This is a genomic window from Streptomyces piniterrae (assembly GCF_005048155.1).
GTDB lineage: Bacteria > Actinomycetota > Actinomycetes > Streptomycetales > Streptomycetaceae > Streptomyces > Streptomyces piniterrae.
Window position 1 is genome coordinate 80,993 of the sequence record NZ_SUMB01000009.1, and the last position, 18,764, is coordinate 99,756.

Genomic DNA, 18,764 nt, shown 5'->3' on the forward strand with positions numbered 1-18,764 from the left:
GATCAGACCGCCTCTCCCTCGCGGGCCGCAGCCAGGCGGACCGCGTCGAGGATCTTCTCGTAACCGGTGCAGCGGCAGAGGTTGCCGGAGAGCGCCTCGCGGATGTCGGCGTCCGACGGCTCGCTGTTGCGCTCCAGGAGCTCGTCGGCTGCGACCAGGAGACCCGGGGTGCAGAAGCCGCACTGGACGGCGCCCGCGTCGATGAACGCCTGCTGGATCGGCGAGAGTTGGGTGCCCTCGCCGGTCTGCGAGTCGGCCGGCCGCGCTTCCCACTGCTTGGCGGCGTCCAGGCTCGTGCCACAGGCGCCGGTGCCGCAGCCGCCGTGCTCGGCGCGCTGCTTGGCGTAGTCCGCCAGGCCCTCGACGGTCACCACGTCACGGCCCTCGACCTGGCCGGCCGCGACCAGGCAGGAGCAGACCGGCACACCGTCGAGACGGACCGTGCAGGAACCGCATTCGCCCTGCTCACAGGCGTTCTTCGAGCCCGGCAGGCCCATCCGCTCGCGGAGGACGTACAGCAGGCTCTCGCCTTCCCAGACGTCGTCGGCCTGCTGCTCGCGGCCGTTGACGGTGAAGTTCACGCGCACTGTGCGCTCCTCTCATTGCCGCGGTAGGACTCCCAGGTCCAGCCGAGGGTGCGGCGCGCCATGATGCCGACGGCGTGCCGGCGGTACTTGGCGCTGCCGCGCACATCGTCGATCGGGTTGCAGGCACCGGAGGCCAGCTGCGCGAACTGCTTCGCGACGGACGGCGGGATGGGGGCGCCGGACTCCCAGAAGCCGCCCTCCTCCAGTGCCGCGGTGAGGAAGTCCTCGGCCTCGCGGGCCCGTACGGGGGTGGGCGCGGCGGAGCCGATGCCGGTGCGTACGGTCCGGGTCTCGGGGTGCAGCGCGATGCCGAACGCGCACACCGCGATGACCATGGCGTTGCGGGTGCCGACCTTGGAGAACTGCTGCGGGCCGTCCGCCTTGGGCAGGTGCACCGCGCGGATCAGCTCGTCGGGCTCCATCGCGTTGCGCTTGACGCCGACGTAGAAGTCGTCGATCGGGATCATGCGGACGCCGCGCACCGACTCGACCTCGACCTCGCAGCCCGAGGAGAGCAGCGCGGGGTGCGCGTCGCCGGCCGGGGAGGCGGTGCCGAGGTTGCCGCCGACGCCGCCGCGGTTGCGGATCTGCGGGGAGGCGACGGTGTGCGAGGCGAGTGCCAGGCCAGGCAGCTCGGTCCGCAGGTTCTCCATGATCTTGGTGTAGGAAACGGAGGCGCCCAGGCGAACGGTCTTCTCCCCGACCTCCCACTCGCTCAGGTCACCGATACGGTTCAGGTCGAGCAGGTACTCGGGGCGGCGGTGGTCGAAGTTGATCTCGACCATCACATCCGTGCCGCCCGCGATGGGCACAGCGGTGGGGTGCTCGGCCTTAGCGGCGAGCGCCTCCTCCCAGCTGGCGGGGCGAAGGAAGTCCATGGGTGGCCTCTTCTACGAATCGGTCGTTCGCTGCTCATGGTGAGGACCTCGGGTCCTTGTCGCCATCGAGCCGTTCATGTCTTGTTAACGCGGTTGGGCTTAGTGAACGCGCCCACAGCCCACCCGGTGCAGTCACCGAAACCATGAAGCGGTTGGCTGGCCAAGGCCCCCGTCTTGTAGATTCGAACGAAAGACGAGGTCCCGAAACCTCGCGGCATTCCACCGGCAACACCAGACAGCAAAGATCGGCGGGCGAGGACATGCGGCTCCGCGCACTCCTGGAAACGAACACCCTCGGCCTGCGGCTCCTCGGGGGCGAGGAAGAGCTGGACCGCACCGTACGCGGCGTGATGACCACCGACCTGCGCGACCCCAGCCGATATCTGTCCGGCGGCGAGCTGGTGCTGACCGGCCTGGCCTGGCGGCGCGAGCCGGAGGACTCCGAGCGGTTCGTCCGCATCCTGGCCTCCGCCGGCGTCGCCGGGCTCGCGGCCGGCGAGGCGGAGCTGGGCGCCATCCCCGACGACCTGGTGCAGGCGTGCTCCCGCCACCGGCTGCCGCTGTTCTCGGTCGACGAGGACGTCTCGTTCGCGTCCATCACCGAGCATGTCGTCCGCCAGGTCTCCAGCGAGCGGGCCGGTGACCTGGCCGCCGTGGTGGACCGGCACCGGCGGCTGATGACGTCGGGGCCCGCCGGCGGCGGCCCGGAGGTCGTCCTGGACCTGCTCGGCTCCGACCTGGACCTACGGGCCTGGGTGCTCTCCCCCACCGGACGGCAGATCGCCGGCTCGACGCTGGCCGGCTCCGGGCCCGAGCTGCCCGGCGAGCTGGCGGCCCGGCTCGCGGGCGAGCACCTGGCCGCCGCCCGTACGGGCCGCCGCGGCCCCCACCGCGTGACCCTGGCCAATGCCACCTACTCCCTCTTCCCGATCCGCTACGACGGCCGTGATCTGCGCGAGACGCTGCTCTCGGACTGGCTGCTGGCCGTCGAGGCGGACGCCGGCGACTGGTCGGAGGAGCGCCTCGACCTGCTGAACGGCGTCACCCAGCTGATCGCGGTCGAACGCGACCGGCGCGATGCCGCGCGTACGGTGCGCCGGCGGCTCGCCCAGGAGGTGCTGGAGCTCGTACAGACCGGCGCGCCGCCCGCCGAGATCGCGGCCCGTCTGCGGGTGGCGGCCCCAGTGCTGCTGCCCGGTCTGGGCACCGCCCCGCACTGGCAGATCGTGGTGGCCCGGGTCGAGTGGGAGGGCGGCGACGTGGCCGGCGGCCCGGTGGCGCAGTCCCTCCTGGAGGAGGTGCTGGTCGACCCCGGCACGTTCGGCCCGGAACCGTCCGACCGGATCGCCGTGGCGCACACCGGCGACGAGGCGGTGGCGCTGGTGCCGCTGCCCGCCGTCCCCGACGAGTCCGGGGAGCCCGCGGTGGCCGGCCTGCACGCCGACGATCTGCTCACCGCCATCCAGGCCCCGCTGGGCCGCGGCCTGGACGGCGACGGCCGGCTGACGGTCGGCGTCAGCGCCTCCGTGCATTCGGCGGAGGGGCTGCGCGGCGCTCTGGAGGAGGCCCGGCACGCCCGCCGGGTCGCCGCCGCCCGCCCCGGCCGGGTCTGCGCGGCCGGTCACGAGGAGCTCGCCTCGCACGTCCTGCTGCTGCCCTTCGTCCCGGACGACGTCCGCCGCGCCTTCACCGCCCGTCTCCTGGACCCGCTGCGCGACTACGACCGCAGGCACCGCGCCGAGCTGATCCCGACGCTGGAGGCGTTCCTGGACTGCGACGGCTCCTGGACCCGCTGCGCCACCCGCCTCCACCTGCACGTGAACACGCTCCGTTACCGCGTGGGCCGTATCGAGCAGCTCACCAGCCGCGATCTGTCCCGCCTGGAGGACAAGCTCGACTTCTTCCTGGCGCTGCGGATGAGCTGAGCCCGCTGTTGGATCCCTCCAACAGCGGGGTCCGGGTCTTGTGCCCGCGGAGGGAACAAGAGCCGGCACCGACCCGCGGACCGGGTGAGGACCCGACGGACCGAAACCGCCATTCGGGGTAACTCGTTTGGGCGTCATCGCGTCAACGGCGTTCCGGCGTACGGCGGGCGGGCCGTGCCGCAGCGGGGCCGATCAGGGCCGTTCCGCCGTGTGCAGGCCCCCTGTTGGCGATTGTGAAATCATTCACCCACCCCCTTGGCCGCACTACGGAATTCGTGCTGAGATTCGCCCACTGCATCCAGTTCCAGCTCAATGGCGCGCTCGGGGAGGGCAATGTGGCGGATACCGCCATGTCAGGGTCCGCGGATTCCGCGGACTCCGTTAGGTCCGCGGAATCGGGATCGAACCCGGTGTCGGACCCGGTATCGGACCCGGTGTCAGATCGCAGGTGGGTGCCGGGGCCGGCATCCGCACCAGGGGTACCGGCAGTCAGAACGCTCGAAACGGTCGAGAGGAACGTCCACGGGGACGATCCCCTCGACCGTGCCGTTTGGCGGCTGCGATCCCGCGGCTGCTGGAACGACGCAGCCGCGCTGCTGGAACCGCACTCCGTCCATCACGCCCCCTCCGCGCTGCGCCGGGCGGCCCTCCTGGTGGAGCGCTGCATGTTCACGGCAACCGGATGGGCCGAGGCCGAGGACGCGCTGCGCGGCGCCGAGGCGCTCGCGAGCGACGACGACGAGCGGGGCGGCGCGGCCTGCGAACGGGGCCATCTGGCGTACGCCGCCACGGTCCTGGGCGTACGCGACCGGGCCGACGAGGCGCGCTCGGCGCTCGGCCGGGCCGCCGCGCTGCTCGCCCCGACGGCGGCGGGGCGTCCGCTGCTGGACTTCCGGCGCGGGCTGATGGCCGAGCATGTCGCCGACAGCCCGGACTCCGCGCGCGCCGCCTACCGGCGCGCGCACGCGGGCGCCACCGTCCAGGGCGACACTCTGCTGCTGTCCTTCACCTGGCGTCATCTGGCCGGACTCGCCCTGCGCGACGGCGAGTTGGCGGAGGCCCGGCACGGTTTCTCCGAGTCGCTGCGGATCCGCGAGGAGCTGGGATTCCTGGTCGGTACGGCACCGGCGCTCGCGGCGCTGGCGGACGCCGCCCCGGATGCCGAGGCGCACCGGCTGCGCACCGAGGCCGCCCGGCTGTTTCGCCTCATGGGCGGGGTGCCCACCTGGCTGGCGGAGCATCTCCCGCCGGATCCGGTGGACTCGTAGCGAGCGCACGTCGGACGGTCCACGCGGCGGGCACCCGTCGGCGTGTACGGGCAGCTCGCACCGCCCAGTGGATGTCACCCGATTGGCGTCATCCGGTGGACCGTCACCCGGTGCTCATCGACCCGCCCGCCAAGGACCGCGCCGGGCGGTGCGTCCGGGTCTTGTAGGGGGTGCGAAGGAACACGGTAAAGATCACGCAGGAAGGGTGTAGGGGTCGCGAACAAAGATCCGAGCCCGTCCCGTCAAGCCCTCGTCGTCGGCCATGCCGTTCCCGGCACCGATTGGCCGAATTCATACGCAACGGTGCGCGGTTCGGCCGGGACGCGGCGGCGACGGGGGCGGGTCGCCGGAGTCGGATCCGGCGGCCCGTCGGACGGTCGCTGGCAGCGACCCCATCAGCCGGTATCCGGACGCCACCGGTCCCCACCTGCCCGGACCCTGCCGCCTCCGCCTCGCGACGACGAGCGGGGTGAACCGCGAGGTGAGAAGATCGGGGAATGACGCGGGACCGGTGCGCCACACCGTGCCCCATGCGCCCCGAGAATGGCCGCAAGTCGCACTGTAAGGCGGTGCCGGGGCCTGGATGCTGGTCCGGGACCAGCTGACTCCCTACCCTCTGGCAGCCTTTCAGGAGGCCCATCCGTGGCAGCAGGAGCGATCAACACCACCGCTGGAAACGACTGGGGCAAGGCAGATTTCGAGGCGATCTACAACTGCCCTGATCCCCGTCGGTACTTCACCACTCTGCAACCCCTGGACTATCAGATTCCGCACCACGGCCAAGCGGTGTTCCGTGCCGTGGCCGAGGTGCTGCGACGACGGCGGCCGGACCGTACGCCACTCAACGTCGTCGACCTCTGCTGCTCATACGGGGTCAACGCCGCGCTGCTCAACTGCCGGCTGGACCTCAACGATCTCTACCGCCGGTACGCGGGGCACAGCCTCACCGTGCCACCGACGCATGAGCTGGCCCGCGAGGACAGTACGTTCTTCGCCACCCGGCGACTTCCCGAAGCGGCGCGTGTCATAGGTCTGGACGCGGCGGAGAACGCGGTCGACTACGCGCAGCGGATCGGTCTGCTGGAGCGCGGCTTCGCGGAGAACCTGGAGTTCGACGAGCCCAGCCCGGCGCTGCGCCAGGCGCTGGCCGGCACCGACCTCATCACCGTCACGGGCGGCGTCGGCTACATCACCGAGCGGACCTTCGGCCGGCTCTTCGACTGCATGGCGGAGCCGCCCTGGGTCGCCGCGTTCGTGCTGCGGACGGTGTCCTACCAGCCGGTCTCGGCGCTGCTCGCCCGCGCGGGCCTGGTCACGGAGAAGCTCACCACCAGGACGTTCCGGCAGCGGCGGTTCGCCGACGGAGACGAGCGGCGGGCGGCGTTCGCGGCGCTGGCCGCGCGTGGTCTGTCCACCGCGGGCAAGGAGTCGGACGGCTTCTACCACGCGGAGCTGTATCTGTCCCGGCCCGCCGCCGATGTCGCGGCGCTGCCGCTGACGGAGCTGCTGCCCGGCTGAGCCGGGGCCGCCGCGTCCGGGGCCGTCCGGTGGCGCCCGGGAGGGGTCAGTGCGGGTGGCGGGCCGTCCAGAGGTGATCGCGCGCGATGCGTTCGGCCACCGCGTACTCCTGGGCGACCAGGGCGTCGAGCAGCGCGGTGTGCTCGGAGGCGTCGGCCAGCAGGTCGGCGGTGCGCGGCCGGGTGCCGCCGCCCGCCGGCCACTGGGCGCGGCGCAGCAGATCGTCGGTGATCTCGGCCAGCTGCCGGTTTCCGGTGAGCGAGATGAGTGCGTGGTGGAAGGCGTGGTCCGCCTCGGCGTAGCCGGCGCGGTCGCCGTGCGCGGCGGCCGCGACGCTCTCGTCGGCGAGCGGGCGCAGCTCCTCCCAGCGCTCCGGCGGCAGTGTCCGGGCCAGCCGGATGATCGCGGGCACCTCCAGCATGGCGCGCACCTCGGCCAGCTCGGCGAGGTCGCGGGAGCTGCGCCGGCAGACCAGGAAGCCGCGGTTGGGCACGACCTCGACGGCGCCCTCGCAGGCCAGCTGCTGCATGGCCTCGCGTACGGGGGTCGCGGAGACGCCGTAGCGCTCTGCGAGGGCGGGCGCGGAGTAGACCTCGCCCGGGGTGAGCTCGCCGTCGGCCAGTGCGTGGCGCAGGGCGGCGAGGACCTGGCCGCGGACGGAGTGCCGCTGCGGACGTGGGGCCTGCTGCCGGATGGCCGGCGGCGGGCCCACGGCCTTGGCGGCTGCCGGGGGCGCGGCGGGCTCGTGGCCGACGGGTGCGCCGTGCGGCATGGCGGGACCGGCCGGTGCGGGCACCCACGCCCGCGTGTGCGGGTCCTGTTCCGTTGTGCCCTGCTCCATGACCGCTCCTTCTGACGTTCCCAGCACCATAGGTGGCGCGGGCGACAGTTCAAATCCGAGAGGGCCCGGGTAAAGTCTTCCGATAAGGTAAGCCTTACCTGCTAACGATCGCGATTCGGTGGTCTCCCGCATGCCCCGTGCCCTCGCCGCCCCGCCCCTCACCGATGCCGTCGCCGGCGCGTATGCCCGGCTTTCCGAGGTGTTTCCCGGCCTGCAGGTGTCCGAGTGGGACGCGGCACCGCCGAGCGGCGACGGCTGGGTGTGCGCGGCCGGTCTGGCGGCCGGCGGTGAGACCCTGGACACCTTTCTCGCCTGGGACGACGCCCAGATCCTGCGGGAGTACGGGCAGCGCGGCCGGCCCGACGTCGTCGCGAGCTTCGCGCTGCATCGTTACGCCTGGCCGGCCTGCCTGCTGATCACCATCCCCTGGTTCCTGCACCGCCGGGTGCCGCGGCTGCCCGTCCAGGACGTCTCCTTCCAGCGGGAACTGGGCCGGATGGCCGTCCGCGTTCGCTCGTTCGCGTGCCTTCCGGACGATCCGGCGGCCGCGCTGCCCGGCGCCCGGGTGGTACCGGACGAGGAGGCGCTGCGCGCCGAGGTGCGGGACGCGGTCGCCGAGCACCTGCGGCCCGTGCTGGACGGCTTCCGCACCCGGATGCGGCGCGGTCCGCGCGCGCTGTGGGGCATGGCGTCGGACGAGATCGTCGAGGGCTTGTGGTACCTCGGCCATCTGCTCGGGGAGGAGTCGCGCGCCGTGGCCGAGCTGGAGCGGCTGCTGCCGGGCGCCACCGCCCCGTACGTGGGGAGCGCGGCCTTCCGTGAGCTCACCGGGCCGAAGGGCGAGGCGTTGCCGACCCGGGACCGCGCCAGTTGCTGCATGTTCTACACGCTGCGCCCCGAGGACACCTGCGTCACCTGCCCGCGCACCTGCGACGCGGACCGCATCAAGCGCCTCACCGGCCCCACCTGACCGGCACGTAACCCATTAGAGGGACTTAATTCGAACTCAACCCGCCTCCTGCACAAGGGAGTTCGGTAGGACAGTCACATATCCGCCACCCCTGCACCCCCTTGGCGTTCTCTTGCCGGGAAACCCTCTGCCAGAGCCACACGCTCCGCCAGGATGTCGCGCGAAACCGCCTACGCGACGCAAGGGACCAAGAATGATCATGACCGAAATATCGCTGGACTGGCTGGTTCCGGCAGCCCTGGTGATCGCCGGCGGCTCAGCGGCCGTGGCCCTGGTATTACGCGGCAAGCGCGAGTCCGCGCGGCCCTCCGGCGAGGACTCCTGGGAACGCAACGAGGAACGCCGCCGCCGCAAAGAGGCCCTCTTCGCCTCCGCCTCTTATGTGTTGCTGTTCTGCTGTGCGGCGGTCGCCGCCGCGCTCTCCTTCCACGGCCTGGTCGGATTCGGCATACAGAATCTCAGCCTCACCGGCGGCTGGGAGTATCTGGTGCCCTTCGGTCTCGACGGCGCCGCGATGTTCTGCTCCGTCCTCGCCGTGCGCGAGGCCAGCCACGGAGACGCGGCGCTCGGCTCGCGCATGCTGGTGTGGACGTTCGCGGGCGCCGCCGCCTGGTTCAACTGGGTGCACGCGCCCCGGGGCCTGGACCACGCGGGCGCGCCGCAGTTCTTCGCCGGTATGTCGCTGTCGGCCGCGGTCCTCTTCGACCGGGCGCTGAAGCAGACCCGCCGGGCGGCGCTGCGCGAGCAGGGCCTGGTGCCCCGGCCGCTGCCGCAGATCCGCGTCGTGCGCTGGCTGCGCGCTCCCCGCGAGACGTTCGCCGCCTGGTCGCTGATGCTGCTGGAGGGCGTACGGACGCTGGACGAGGCCGTCGAGGAGGTCCGGGAGGACCGCCGGGAGAAGTCGCAGCGCCGGCACCGAAGGCGCAAACAGGGCAGGCTGGACCGGGCTCGCATCAAGGCCATCAACCGGCAGCACCGCTCCTGGGGCATCAACCGGGGCAGCCGTCAGCTGACGGTGGCTCAGGGGGCCGCGGAAGTGGCCGGCCCGGACTCCGCCATAACCGTCGAACGGGAACCGCTGCCCGAAGGAGAACTGCCGGTGCGCTCACGCCCGGCTCTCAAGGCCGTGTCCGGCGCTGAGCACGCCGCCGCCTACTCGGCCGAGCCCCGGCTGACCGTGGACCTCACGGCCGAGGACGACACCCAGACGCTCCCCCGTCTGGACTCGCTCGAGGAGAAACTCGCCGCGATCGAGCGGCAATTCGGCTGAAAACGGCGGACCGCGCCGACGTCACACCCCCATACGCCTCGTCAGGCCGGTCCGCCACCCAGCTCGAACCACACGCTCTTGCCGACCGCGTGGGACCGTACGCCCCACGCGTCCGCCAAGGAGCACACCAGCATCAGCCCCCTGCCGGACGTTCCGTCGGCGGTCGCCGCGCGCGGTTCGGGGCGCCGGGCGGCGAAGTCCCTGACCTCCACCCGCAGCCGGTCCGTGACCGTGGCCCTGACGAGGGCACCGCCCTTCGCATGCACCAGGGCATTGGTGACCAACTCGCTGGTCAGCAGCGTCGCTATCTCCGTGAGATCCTCGCCGGCCGGCTCCCGCCAGCGGCTCAGCAGCTGCCGTAACTCGCGCCGCACCTCGCCGACCGCCCTCAGATCGGCGGGCCGCACCTTGTGCTCCAGCACCCGCGGACGCCACCCGACGAGCCCCCCGCTCCGGTTCCCCCCGCCCGCTGCCTCTCCTCTGTCCCGTTCCTCGCGCCGCACAGGCTGACGCATGCTCTCCCCCGCCCCCGAACGAACCATCGGCGCTCTGTCGAACGGCCTCACGCTCAGCATGCCCATCGGACCGGACGCCATGCTTCGGCCCTTCCGCCGCCCGCGTGCCTGCTGGGCCGATCCGGCCGCCGCTGGGTATGCCTGCGGTGACCGCCCCGGACACCCCGGCCGGACCCATGTCCCGTACGACAGTGACCGGGACTCATCTCCCGAACGACCGTGAGGAGCCGCCGTGCACGACGACCGACTGCTGGTGGAGGGGCGCCTGGAGCGGGCGCTGGGGCAGTTCATCAGGCCCGCGCAGTACGCGGCGCGGGTGCCGCTGCGGCTGTCCGTCTGGCATGTGGCGGGCGAGCCGGTGCCGGTGCGGGAGGCGCTGCGGGCCACCTATGAGCCGTTCGCGGCCGGTGACGCCTGGGGGCCGCCGTGGTCGACGAGCTGGTTCCGGCTGGCCGGCGAAGTGCCGCCGGAGTGGGCCGGGCGCCGGGTGGAGGCCGTCATCGATCCCGGTTTCAGCGGCGACGGGCCCGGGTTCCAGGCCGAGGGCCTGGTCCACGACGCCGACGGGGTGCCGCTCAAGGGCATCCACCCACGTAACCGGCACATCCCGGTCGGCTCCCCGGCGCGCGGCGGCGAGGAGGTGCGGCTGCTCCTGGAGGCGGCCGCGAACCCCGCCGTACTGCGCGACTTCCGCCCCACCGACCTCGGCGACGTACGCACCGCCCCGCGACAGCCCCTCTACCGCTTCGCGTCCGCCGATCTCGCGGTCCTCGACGAGACCGTCTGGCAGCTGATCCTCGACATCGAGGTGCTGTCGGAGCTGATGTACGAGCTGCCCGCGGACCGCCCGCGCCGGCACGAGATCCTGCGCGCCCTGGAGAACATGCTGGACGCGCTCGATCTGCACGACGTGGGCGCCACGGCCGCCGCCGCCCGTGCCGAGCTGGCGGACGTACTGAGCCGCCCGGCCAGCGCGAGCGCCCATCGTGTCTCGGCCGCCGGGCATGCGCATATCGACTCCGCGTGGCTGTGGCCGCTGCGCGAGACCGTCCGCAAGGCGTCCCGCACCTTCGCCAATGTCACCCAACTCGCCGAGGAATACCCGGAGTTGGTGTTCGCCTGCTCGCAGGCCCAGCAGTACGCCTGGGTGCGGGACCACCAGCCGCACATCTGGGAGCGGATCAAGGAGGCCGTCCGGGCGGGGAACTGGGCGCCGGTCGGCTCGATGTGGGTGGAGTCGGACGCCAACATGCCCGGCGGCGAGGCGCTGGCCCGGCAGATCGTGCACGGCAAGCGGTTCTTCCTGGAGGAGCTGGGGGTGGAGACCGAGGAGATCTGGCTGCCGGACTCCTTCGGCTACACCGCCGCGTTCCCGCAGCTGGCGCGGCTGGCCGGGGCGAAGTGGTTCCTCACCCAGAAGCTGTCCTGGAACCAGACCGACAGGATGCCGCACCACACGTTCTGGTGGGAGGGCATCGACGGCACCCGTGTGTTCACCCACTTCCCGCCGGTCGACACCTACAACTCCCAGTTCCACGCCCGTGAACTCGCCCACGCGGAACGGAACTTCGCCGACAAGGGCCGCGCCACCCGCTCCCTGGTGCCGTTCGGCTGGGGCGACGGCGGGGGCGGCCCGACCCGCGAGATGCTGGAGCGGGCCCGCCGGCTGCGCTCCCTGGAGGGCTCGCCGCGCGTCGAGGTCGAGCCGCCGGCCCGGTTCTTCGAGGCCGCACACGAGGAGTACGGGGCGGCGGCACCGGTCTGGTCGGGCGAGCTGTATCTGGAGTTCCACCGCGGTACCTATACCTCCCAGGCGAAGACCAAGCAGGGCAACCGGAGGTGTGAACATCTGCTGCGGGAGGCGGAGTTGTGGGCCACGACGGCCGCGGTGCGGGCGGGCGACGGCGCCCGGTACAGCTATCCGTACGACGCCCTCGACCGCCTCTGGAAGACCGTCCTGCTGCATCAGTTCCACGACATCCTGCCCGGCTCGTCCATCGCCTGGGTGCACCGCGAGGCGCGGGACACCTACGCGGCGGTCGAGGCGGAGCTGACCGCGATCGTCGAGGGGGCGATCGGGGCGCTGGGGGCGGCGCCCGACGGCGGGCTGCCGGCGGTGTTCAATGCCTCGCCGTACGACCGGGACGAGATCGTCGAGACGCCGGGGCAGGGGTCGGGGCAGGGGTCGGAGCGTGCCGCCGTCGCCGTCCATGTCCCCGCACTGAGCGCGGCGGCCGTGGTGCCGCGCGCGGATTCCGCCGTCCTCCCGCCCGTGCGGATGACGTCCGAAGGCGACACCCGCACGCTCGACAACGGCCTGCTGCGGGTGCGCGTCGACGCCGACGGACTGCTGTCCTCGGTACACGATCTGCACGCCGGACGGGAGGCCCTGGCACCGGGCGCGCGCGGCAATCTGCTGCAGCTGCACCCCGACCACCCCAACCAGTACGACGCCTGGGACCTCGACCGGCACTACCGCAACCGGCACACCGATCTCACCGCCGTCGAATCCGTGGAGCCGGTCGCGTCCGGGCCGCTGTCCGCCACCGTGCGGGTGACCAGGGCGTTCGGCGCCTCCCGCATCGTCCAGGAGCTGACGCTGCGGGCGGGCTCGCGGCGGCTGGACATCACCACCGACATCGACTGGCACGAGTCCGAGAAGGTCCTCAAGGCCGCCTTCCCGCTCGATGTGCACGCCGAACGGGCCACCTCCGAGGTGCAGTTCGGCCATGTCCACCGCCCCACGCACGCCAACACCAGCTGGGACGCGGCCCGCTTCGAGATCTGCGCACACCGCTGGCTGCGCGTCGCCGAGCCCGGCTATGGAATCGCCCTGCTCAACGACTCGACGTACGGCCATGACGTCACCCGCACCCCGCACCCCGAGGGCCTGGGCACGACCGTACGGCTGACGCTGCTGCGCGCCCCGCACAGCCCTGATCCGGAGACCGATCAGGGCCCGCACCGCTTCACCTACGCACTGCTGCCGGGGGCCGAGGTCGGCGACGCGGTCGCCGAGGGCCTGGCGCTCAACCTCCCCCTCAGGCCCGCCGCCGCACCGCCGGTCGCCCCTCTCCTGCGCGTCGACCACCCGGCCATCACCGTCGAGTCGGTCAAGCTCGCCGAGGACCGCAGCGGCGATGTGGTGGTGCGGCTCTACGAGTCGCGCGGCGGACGCGCCACGGGCACGCTCTCCCCCGGCTTCCCCGTCGAACACGCCACCGTCACCGACCTGTTGGAACGCCCCCTGCACGACGAGGAGGCGGGACCGACCTCGGACGTGACGGTCCGGCTGCGCCCGTTCCAGATCCTCACGCTACGGCTGCGCCCGCAGCACCCGCCCGGCACCTGACCGGCGTCCGCCCTACATCCCCATTTCCGCCCTACATCCCCGGAATGTTGCGCAGATTGGAGCGGGCCATCTGAAGCATCCGCCCGACCCCGCCGTCCAGCACGATCTTCCCGGCCGACAGCGCGAAGCCGGACACCATCTCCGCGCTGATCTTCGGCGGAATGGACAGCGCATTGGGGTCGGTCACGACATCGACCAGCGCCGGCCCGTCGTGCTGGAAAGCCTCGCGCAGCGCGCCACGCAGCTGCTTGGGCTTCTCCACCCGTACGCCATGCGCTCCGGCCGCGCGGGCGATGGCCGCGAAGTCCGGATTGCGGTTGGTGGTGCCGTACGACGGAAGGCCGGAAACCAGCATCTCCAACTCGACCATCCCCAGGGAGGAATTGTTGAAGAGGACGATTTTCACCGGCAGTTCGTATTGCACGAGGGTGAGAAAGTCCCCCATCAGCATGGTGAATCCGCCGTCGCCGGACATCGAGACGATCTGCCGGCCACGGTCGATGAACTGGGCACCGATCGCCTGCGGCAGGGCGTTCGCCATCGACCCGTGACTGAACGAACCGATCACCCGGCGGCGCCCGTTGGGACTGAGATAACGCGCCGCCCAGACATTGCACATTCCGGTGTCGACCGTGAAGACCGCGTCGTCGGCGGCCTCTTCGTCCAGCACGGAGGCGACGAACTCGGGGTGGATCGGGACGTGCTTCTCCACCTTGCGGGTGTATGCCCTGACCACCCCTTCCAGCGCGTCGGCGTGCTTCTTCAGCATCCGGTCCAGGAATGTGCGATCGGCCTTCGGCCGGATTCTGGGAATCAGACAGCGCAGCGTCTCGCGGGCATCGCCCCACACCGCGAGGTCCAGTTTGGAGCGGCGGCCCAGGTGCTCGGGACGGACATCCACCTGGGCGATCTTGACGTCGTCGGGAAGAAAGGCGTTGTACGGAAAATCCGTGCCGAGCAGGATCAGCAGATCGCACTCATGGGTGGCCTCGTACGCCGCGCCGTATCCGAGCAGCCCGCTCATTCCGACGTCATAGGGATTGTTGTACTGAATCCATTCCTTGCCGCGCAGCGCATGCCCGACCGGGGACTTCACCCGCTCCGCGAACTCCATCACCTCGGCGTGCGCGCCCGCCGTACCGCTGCCGCAGAACAGGGTGACCTTGTCGGCCTCGTCGACCATCCGGGCCAGCTTGTCGATCTCGGCGTCGCCGGGGCGTACGGAGGGACGGGAGGTGACCAGGGCGTGCTCGATGGCGCGCTCGGGAGCCGGCTCGGCGGCGATGTCGCCGGGGAGCGAGACGACGGAGACACCGCTCCGCCCGATGGCGTGCTGGATCGCGGTCTGCAGCACCCGGGGCATCTGCTTGGCGCTGGAGATCAGCTCGCTGTAGTGACTGCACTCGTTGAACAGCCGGTCGGGGTGGGTCTCCTGGAAGAAGCTGGTGCCGATCTCGCTGGAGGGGATGTGGGAGGCCAGCGCGAGGACCGGGGCCATGGAGCGGTGCGCGTCGAAGAGGCCGTTGATGAGGTGCAGATTGCCGGGTCCGCAGGAGCCGGCGCAGGCGGCCAGCTTGCCGGTGAGCTGCGCCTCCGCGCCGGCCGCGAAGGCCGCGGCCTCCTCGTGCCTGACCTGGATCCAGTCGATCGCGGAATTGCGGCGAACGGCGTCGACAACGGGATTGAGACTGTCGCCGACGACGCCGTACAGCCGCCGCACCCCGGCACGCACCAGGAGGTCGACGAACTGCTCGGCAACGGTGGGCTTGGGCACGGGGCGGCTCCTCGGGGTTCGCGCTCAGGACTGGGGCAGAAGCCTCATACCGGGCGATACTAGGCGCGAGCGAGGGCAGTGGCCCTTACGGCGCAAGCGCGGCTCGCACAGAACCCATCAGGCGGTGTCCGCCATCTGCAGGCATCTGAAGGCATCTGGAGGGTTCATGGCCCTCCCCCTCCGCCCCGCTACGACTCCCAAACCCCCACGGCCGTCCGGTCCTTCGCATGTCCCTTGACGCGTAGCTGCGCCGCGGCCAGGAAGTCGAGGAGGCCCGGCGCCTCGGTGGCCGACCACTGGGCGGCCAGCCGGGCGGCGAACGCGGGCTCCTCGCTCAGCGGCTCCGCCAGCCCCGCGCTGCACAGCAGCAGTGTGTCCCCGGGACGCGCCGCGGACGCCCGGAAGAGGAACGGCTCCGGCGGCACCGCGCTCTCCGCCGTATAGGGGCCCGCGGGCAGGCCGGGGACCGGCGGCTCCTCGAACTCCTCGACCGGATCACGGTCCCCCGCGGTGGGCCCCAGGTCCTGCCAGGAGCCGTCGCGCAGCCGGAAGAGACCGCCCTCGCCCACGCCGAAGAACACCCGGGTACGGCAATCGGGGTCGGCGGGCAGCAGCAGACAGCGCAGCGCTGCGGTGTACCCCTCCGGGGCGGCGCCCAGTTCCGCCGCCCGGCCGCGCAGCCTGCCGTAACTGCGGTCGGTGAGCCGCCGCAGCCCGGACTTGAGGGCGGCGCGGCTGTCCGTACGGATGTCCTCGGCCAGCCGGGTGTAGCTGCGGCCGACCGCACCGCCGATCCCGGCGCAGACGTCGCGGGCCGCGCGATGGGATCCCTCGACGGCGGGGCGGCCGGTGGCGACGGCGACCAGGATCAGGGTGTGCCGGCCGGTGCCGAAGCGGGCGGCGAGCAGGGCGTCGCGGCGCGGTTCGCCGCGGTAGCGGGCGGAGTCGCCGCGCACGGAGGCGGCGCGGAGCGTCAGCGAGCCGTAGGCGGCGCCGTCCAGGGTGGTGTCGGGCACCAGTGCGTCGATGGCGGCGGGGTCGGCGGCGGGCAGCGCGACGGGTTCGGGGTGGTAGGTGGGCGGCCGGTCACCGATGAAGTCGTGGGGCGTCAACTGCCTTGATGGCGCGGGCGGTTCGGGCTCCGGTTCGGGATTCGGTTCGGGCTCCGGAACCGCGGGCTCCACGGCCGGCTCCGCGGACGCCTCCACCGTCGGCAATACGTCCGGCTCTACGGAAGCCTCCGCCGTCGACTCCGCGGACGCCGCCCCGTACGTTCCCCGGGGCCGTAACCCCACCGCCCGCAGCGCCGAGTTCACCCGCTCGTCGAGCGTGTCCGACGCGTCGGACGGCCCGGCGTCCCGCACCGCGCCGTCTCCCGAACCGCCTCCGCCCCCGGCCCTGGCTCCAGTCCCTGCCCCGGTCCCTGTCCCGCCGTCCTCGCCGTACAACTGCCGCCACCAGTCGTCCTCGTGGCCGCGTGGTGCCCCGTGCTGGTTCATGGCCCGTATTGTCCATCGGCGGACCCGCCGGAAACAGGGCACAAAAACGGGCCTGCCGACAGGCACGCCATCCGGTACGAAAACGGGATCCCGCCGGGCGGCCCACCCCCCACAGGTGACCGCCCGGCGGAGCTCAGAGGCCGGCGCACGTCCTCGGGGGTGCAAGGCGTACGGGCCGCGCGGCACGGATGCCCGCGGCCCGACCGTACCCCCGGGACGGCGCGGCCGGGGCGGCGGCCCGGACGCCCGGCGGTTGCCGCCCCGAGACCGGTATCCGCCCTGGCCGTCGCCCCCTCGAATACCCCGTACCCCACATACGGGATCTTCGAGCCCCTTGTGAACTGCTGCCCGAGCCGGTGCGGATCGCAAACCCCATCCCCACCGGCCGCCAACTGCTTCTGCGGTTCCGACACCTTGGCAGAGCGCGAGGTGGTACGGGGATGATGTCGGCGGCGGATTTGCGCCATGACTCATTCCCGCCACCCGCCGACCGGCGGGAATACGGGGGCGCCGGAGCAGCGCGGATGCCTCGGAGGACATGCTGAGGCGTGACGGAACATGCGGATGCGTCACCCAACACGGGATGCGTCGGAGGGGATTCGGATGCTGAGTGCCATAGGACTGGACGAGGCGCAGGAGACGGCCTACCGGACGCTGGTGGGGCTCGGCGCGGCCGAAGTCCCTTATCTGGCACACCGGTTGGCGCTCCCCGAGGACGAAACCGTCCGCACCCTGCGCCACTTGGAGCGGCAGGGGCTGGCCGCCCAGTCCTCCACCCGTCCCGGCCGCTGGGTCGCCGCGCCGCCCGCGGTCGCGCTGGGCGCCCTGCTCACCCAGCAGCGGCACGAGCTGGAGCGCGCGGAGCTCGCCGCCGCGCTGCTCGCCGAGGAGTTCCGCGGCCGGGCCGCCGAGCCCGCCGTGCACGATCTGGTCGAGGTGGTGACCGGCCCCGGCGCCGTCGCGCACCGTTTTCTGCAGCTCCAGCTCGGCGCGGCGGACGAGGTGTGTGCCCTGGTCACGACCACTCCGGCGGCGGTGACGGACATGGAGAACGACGCCGAGGACCGGGCCGTCGAGCGCGGCGTCGAGTATCGCGTGGTGATCGAGCGCGGGGTGCTGGACGCGCCCGGCGGGCTGCTCGGGCTGGCCGAGGCGCTCCGCCGCGACCAGCAGGTGCGGGTGCTCGACGAGGTCCCCACCAAGCTGGTGATCGCGGATCGTTCGATCGCGATGGTGCCGCTGCGGACCCGCGGCACGGCGGGCACGACCGGCGCCGCCGCCGCGGAGCCGGCCGCCCTGGTGGTGCACGACAGCGGACTGCTGGAATCGCTGCTGGGCCTGTTCGAGGCGGTCTGGCGGCAGGCCGTACCGCTCCGGCTGACCGCCGACGGAACCACCCACGAAGAGGACTCGGCCGCACCGGACAACTCCGATCTGGAGGTGCTCTCGCTGCTGCTGGCGGGCCTGACGGACGCGAGCGTCGCCAAACAGCTCGACCTGGGCCTGCGCACCGTCCAGCGCCGCGTCAAGCATCTGATGGACCTGGCCGGGGTGACCACCCGGCTGCAGCTGGGCTGGCATGCGTATGAGCGGGGATGGGTGGCGCGGAAGGGCTAGCGGGGCGGCACCGGCGCCGAAGCGGCGGCCTCGCTCCGGGAAGCGCGTACCGGCCGGGTCCGGCAGGCTTGGCCCATGAGGCTGTCCGGGAGCGCGTCCGGCGGGTTCGGGCCATGAGGGAGCGCCGTGTACGAGCCGCTGCGTGCCGCGCGCCGGGCGGGGCGTGGCCGGCGGCCGACGGCTGTGCGCGGGCGTCCGCCGGACGGAGTGAGGCCGGCGCATGAGTGTGGCGCAGCTGGTCGCGGTCGGCCTGGTCATGCTGCTCGGTCTGCTCGGGGTGCTGCTTCCGGGCGTCCCCGGGCCGCCGATCGTCTGGGCGGCCGTCGTGTGGTGGGCCCTGACCGAGCGGTCCGGGCTCGCCTGGACGGTCCTCATGGGCGCCACCGCCGTCCTGCTGCTCAACCAGGTCGTCAAGTGGCTGCTCCCGGCCCGCGATCTCCGGGCCGCCGGCGCGCCGTACCGCACCCTGTTCCTGGCCGGCGTCGCCGGCATCGTGGGCTTCGTCGTGATCCCCGTCGTGGGCGCGCTGGTGGGCGCGATCGGCGGGCTCTACCTCATGGAACGCGTCCGGCTCGGCGGCCACGGGGACGCGCTGGCGTCCACCCGCACGGTCATGCGGACCATCGGCCTGAGCGTGCTGATCGAACTGTTCGCGTGCCTGATGGTGGCCGGGGCATGGGTGGGAGCGGTGATCGCGGGGTGAGGCCGAAGCGGGAGGACGCGCCGAACGCCCCCTGCCCCAGACCGTGC

14 protein-coding genes are annotated in these 18,764 nt (G+C 72.3%); 8 read left to right on the forward strand and 6 right to left on the reverse strand.

Annotation, left to right across the window (positions count from 1 at the left end; genetic code table 11):
- Positions 1-2 precede the first annotated feature (2 nt).
- Both FCH28_RS24615 and FCH28_RS24620 read right to left on the reverse strand, forming a co-directional pair.
- Complete coding sequence (locus FCH28_RS24615) at positions 3-587, reverse strand: (2Fe-2S)-binding protein (RefSeq protein ID WP_136742319.1); 585 nt, start codon at positions 585-587, stop codon at positions 3-5.
- Entirely contained in the window at positions 578-1,465 is an 888-nt protein-coding gene (locus tag FCH28_RS24620; protein ID WP_136742321.1) for an FAD binding domain-containing protein, read from the reverse strand. The genes FCH28_RS24615 and FCH28_RS24620 overlap by 10 nt, the downstream gene beginning before the upstream one ends.
- 260 nt (positions 1,466-1,725) lie before the next feature.
- Here FCH28_RS24620 and FCH28_RS24625 point away from each other — a divergent pair, with 260 nt between their 5' ends.
- The 3 genes from FCH28_RS24625 (at position 1,726) to FCH28_RS24635 (ending at position 6,176) form a co-directional block, all read left to right on the forward strand.
- Positions 1,726-3,390 carry a PucR family transcriptional regulator gene (locus FCH28_RS24625; protein WP_136742323.1) on the forward strand — a complete coding sequence of 555 codons (1,665 nt, stop codon included), beginning with the start codon at positions 1,726-1,728 and terminating at the stop codon, positions 3,388-3,390.
- Positions 3,391-3,725: 335 nt separating this feature from the next.
- Complete coding sequence (locus FCH28_RS24630) at positions 3,726-4,658, forward strand: hypothetical protein (RefSeq protein WP_246103192.1); 933 nt, start codon at positions 3,726-3,728, stop codon at positions 4,656-4,658.
- 642 nt (positions 4,659-5,300) lie between these two features.
- Complete coding sequence (locus FCH28_RS24635; RefSeq protein ID WP_136742325.1) at positions 5,301-6,176, forward strand: hypothetical protein; 876 nt, start codon at positions 5,301-5,303, stop codon at positions 6,174-6,176.
- 46 nt (positions 6,177-6,222) lie between these two features.
- On the opposite strand, the gene FCH28_RS24640 is transcribed toward FCH28_RS24635, so the two are convergent.
- Entirely contained in the window at positions 6,223-7,017 is a 795-nt protein-coding gene (locus FCH28_RS24640; RefSeq protein WP_136742327.1) for a GntR family transcriptional regulator, read from the reverse strand.
- Between the two features lie 130 nt (positions 7,018-7,147).
- On the opposite strand from FCH28_RS24640, the gene FCH28_RS24645 reads away from it, so the two are divergent.
- Together FCH28_RS24645 and FCH28_RS24650 are read left to right on the forward strand one after the other, a co-directional pair.
- Complete coding sequence (locus FCH28_RS24645; RefSeq protein WP_136742329.1) at positions 7,148-7,987, forward strand: (2Fe-2S)-binding protein; 840 nt, start codon at positions 7,148-7,150, stop codon at positions 7,985-7,987.
- A gap of 193 nt (positions 7,988-8,180) precedes the next feature.
- Positions 8,181-9,257, forward strand: a complete 1,077-nt coding sequence (locus tag FCH28_RS24650) for a DUF2637 domain-containing protein (protein ID WP_136742331.1) — start codon at positions 8,181-8,183, stop codon at positions 9,255-9,257.
- Positions 9,258-9,298: 41 nt separating this feature from the next.
- Here FCH28_RS24650 and FCH28_RS24655 read toward each other — a convergent pair whose 3' ends face one another.
- Positions 9,299-9,679, reverse strand: a complete 381-nt coding sequence (locus tag FCH28_RS24655) for an ATP-binding protein (protein WP_425471988.1) — start codon at positions 9,677-9,679, stop codon at positions 9,299-9,301.
- A 325-nt stretch (positions 9,680-10,004) separates the two neighbouring features.
- Here FCH28_RS24655 and FCH28_RS24660 point away from each other — a divergent pair, with 325 nt between their 5' ends.
- Positions 10,005-13,124: an alpha-mannosidase gene (locus FCH28_RS24660; protein WP_136742334.1), complete on the forward strand. Its 3,120-nt coding sequence runs from the start codon at positions 10,005-10,007 to the stop codon at positions 13,122-13,124.
- Between the two features lie 31 nt (positions 13,125-13,155).
- Here FCH28_RS24660 and FCH28_RS24665 read toward each other — a convergent pair whose 3' ends face one another.
- Positions 13,156-14,898, reverse strand: a complete 1,743-nt coding sequence (locus FCH28_RS24665; protein WP_136742336.1) for a pyruvate dehydrogenase — start codon at positions 14,896-14,898, stop codon at positions 13,156-13,158.
- 188 nt (positions 14,899-15,086) lie between these two features.
- Complete coding sequence (locus tag FCH28_RS24670; RefSeq protein WP_136742338.1) at positions 15,087-16,397, reverse strand: protein phosphatase 2C domain-containing protein; 1,311 nt, start codon at positions 16,395-16,397, stop codon at positions 15,087-15,089.
- 603 nt (positions 16,398-17,000) lie between these two features.
- On the opposite strand from FCH28_RS24670, the gene FCH28_RS24675 reads away from it, so the two are divergent.
- Together FCH28_RS24675 and FCH28_RS24680 are read left to right on the forward strand one after the other, a co-directional pair.
- A complete protein-coding gene (locus FCH28_RS24675) occupies positions 17,001-18,014 on the forward strand; it encodes a helix-turn-helix domain-containing protein (RefSeq protein WP_136742339.1) in 1,014 nt (337 codons plus the stop codon).
- Positions 18,015-18,234: 220 nt separating this feature from the next.
- Positions 18,235-18,717, forward strand: a complete 483-nt coding sequence (locus FCH28_RS24680; RefSeq protein ID WP_136742341.1) for a DUF456 domain-containing protein — start codon at positions 18,235-18,237, stop codon at positions 18,715-18,717.
- The last annotated feature ends 47 nt before the right edge of the window (positions 18,718-18,764 follow it).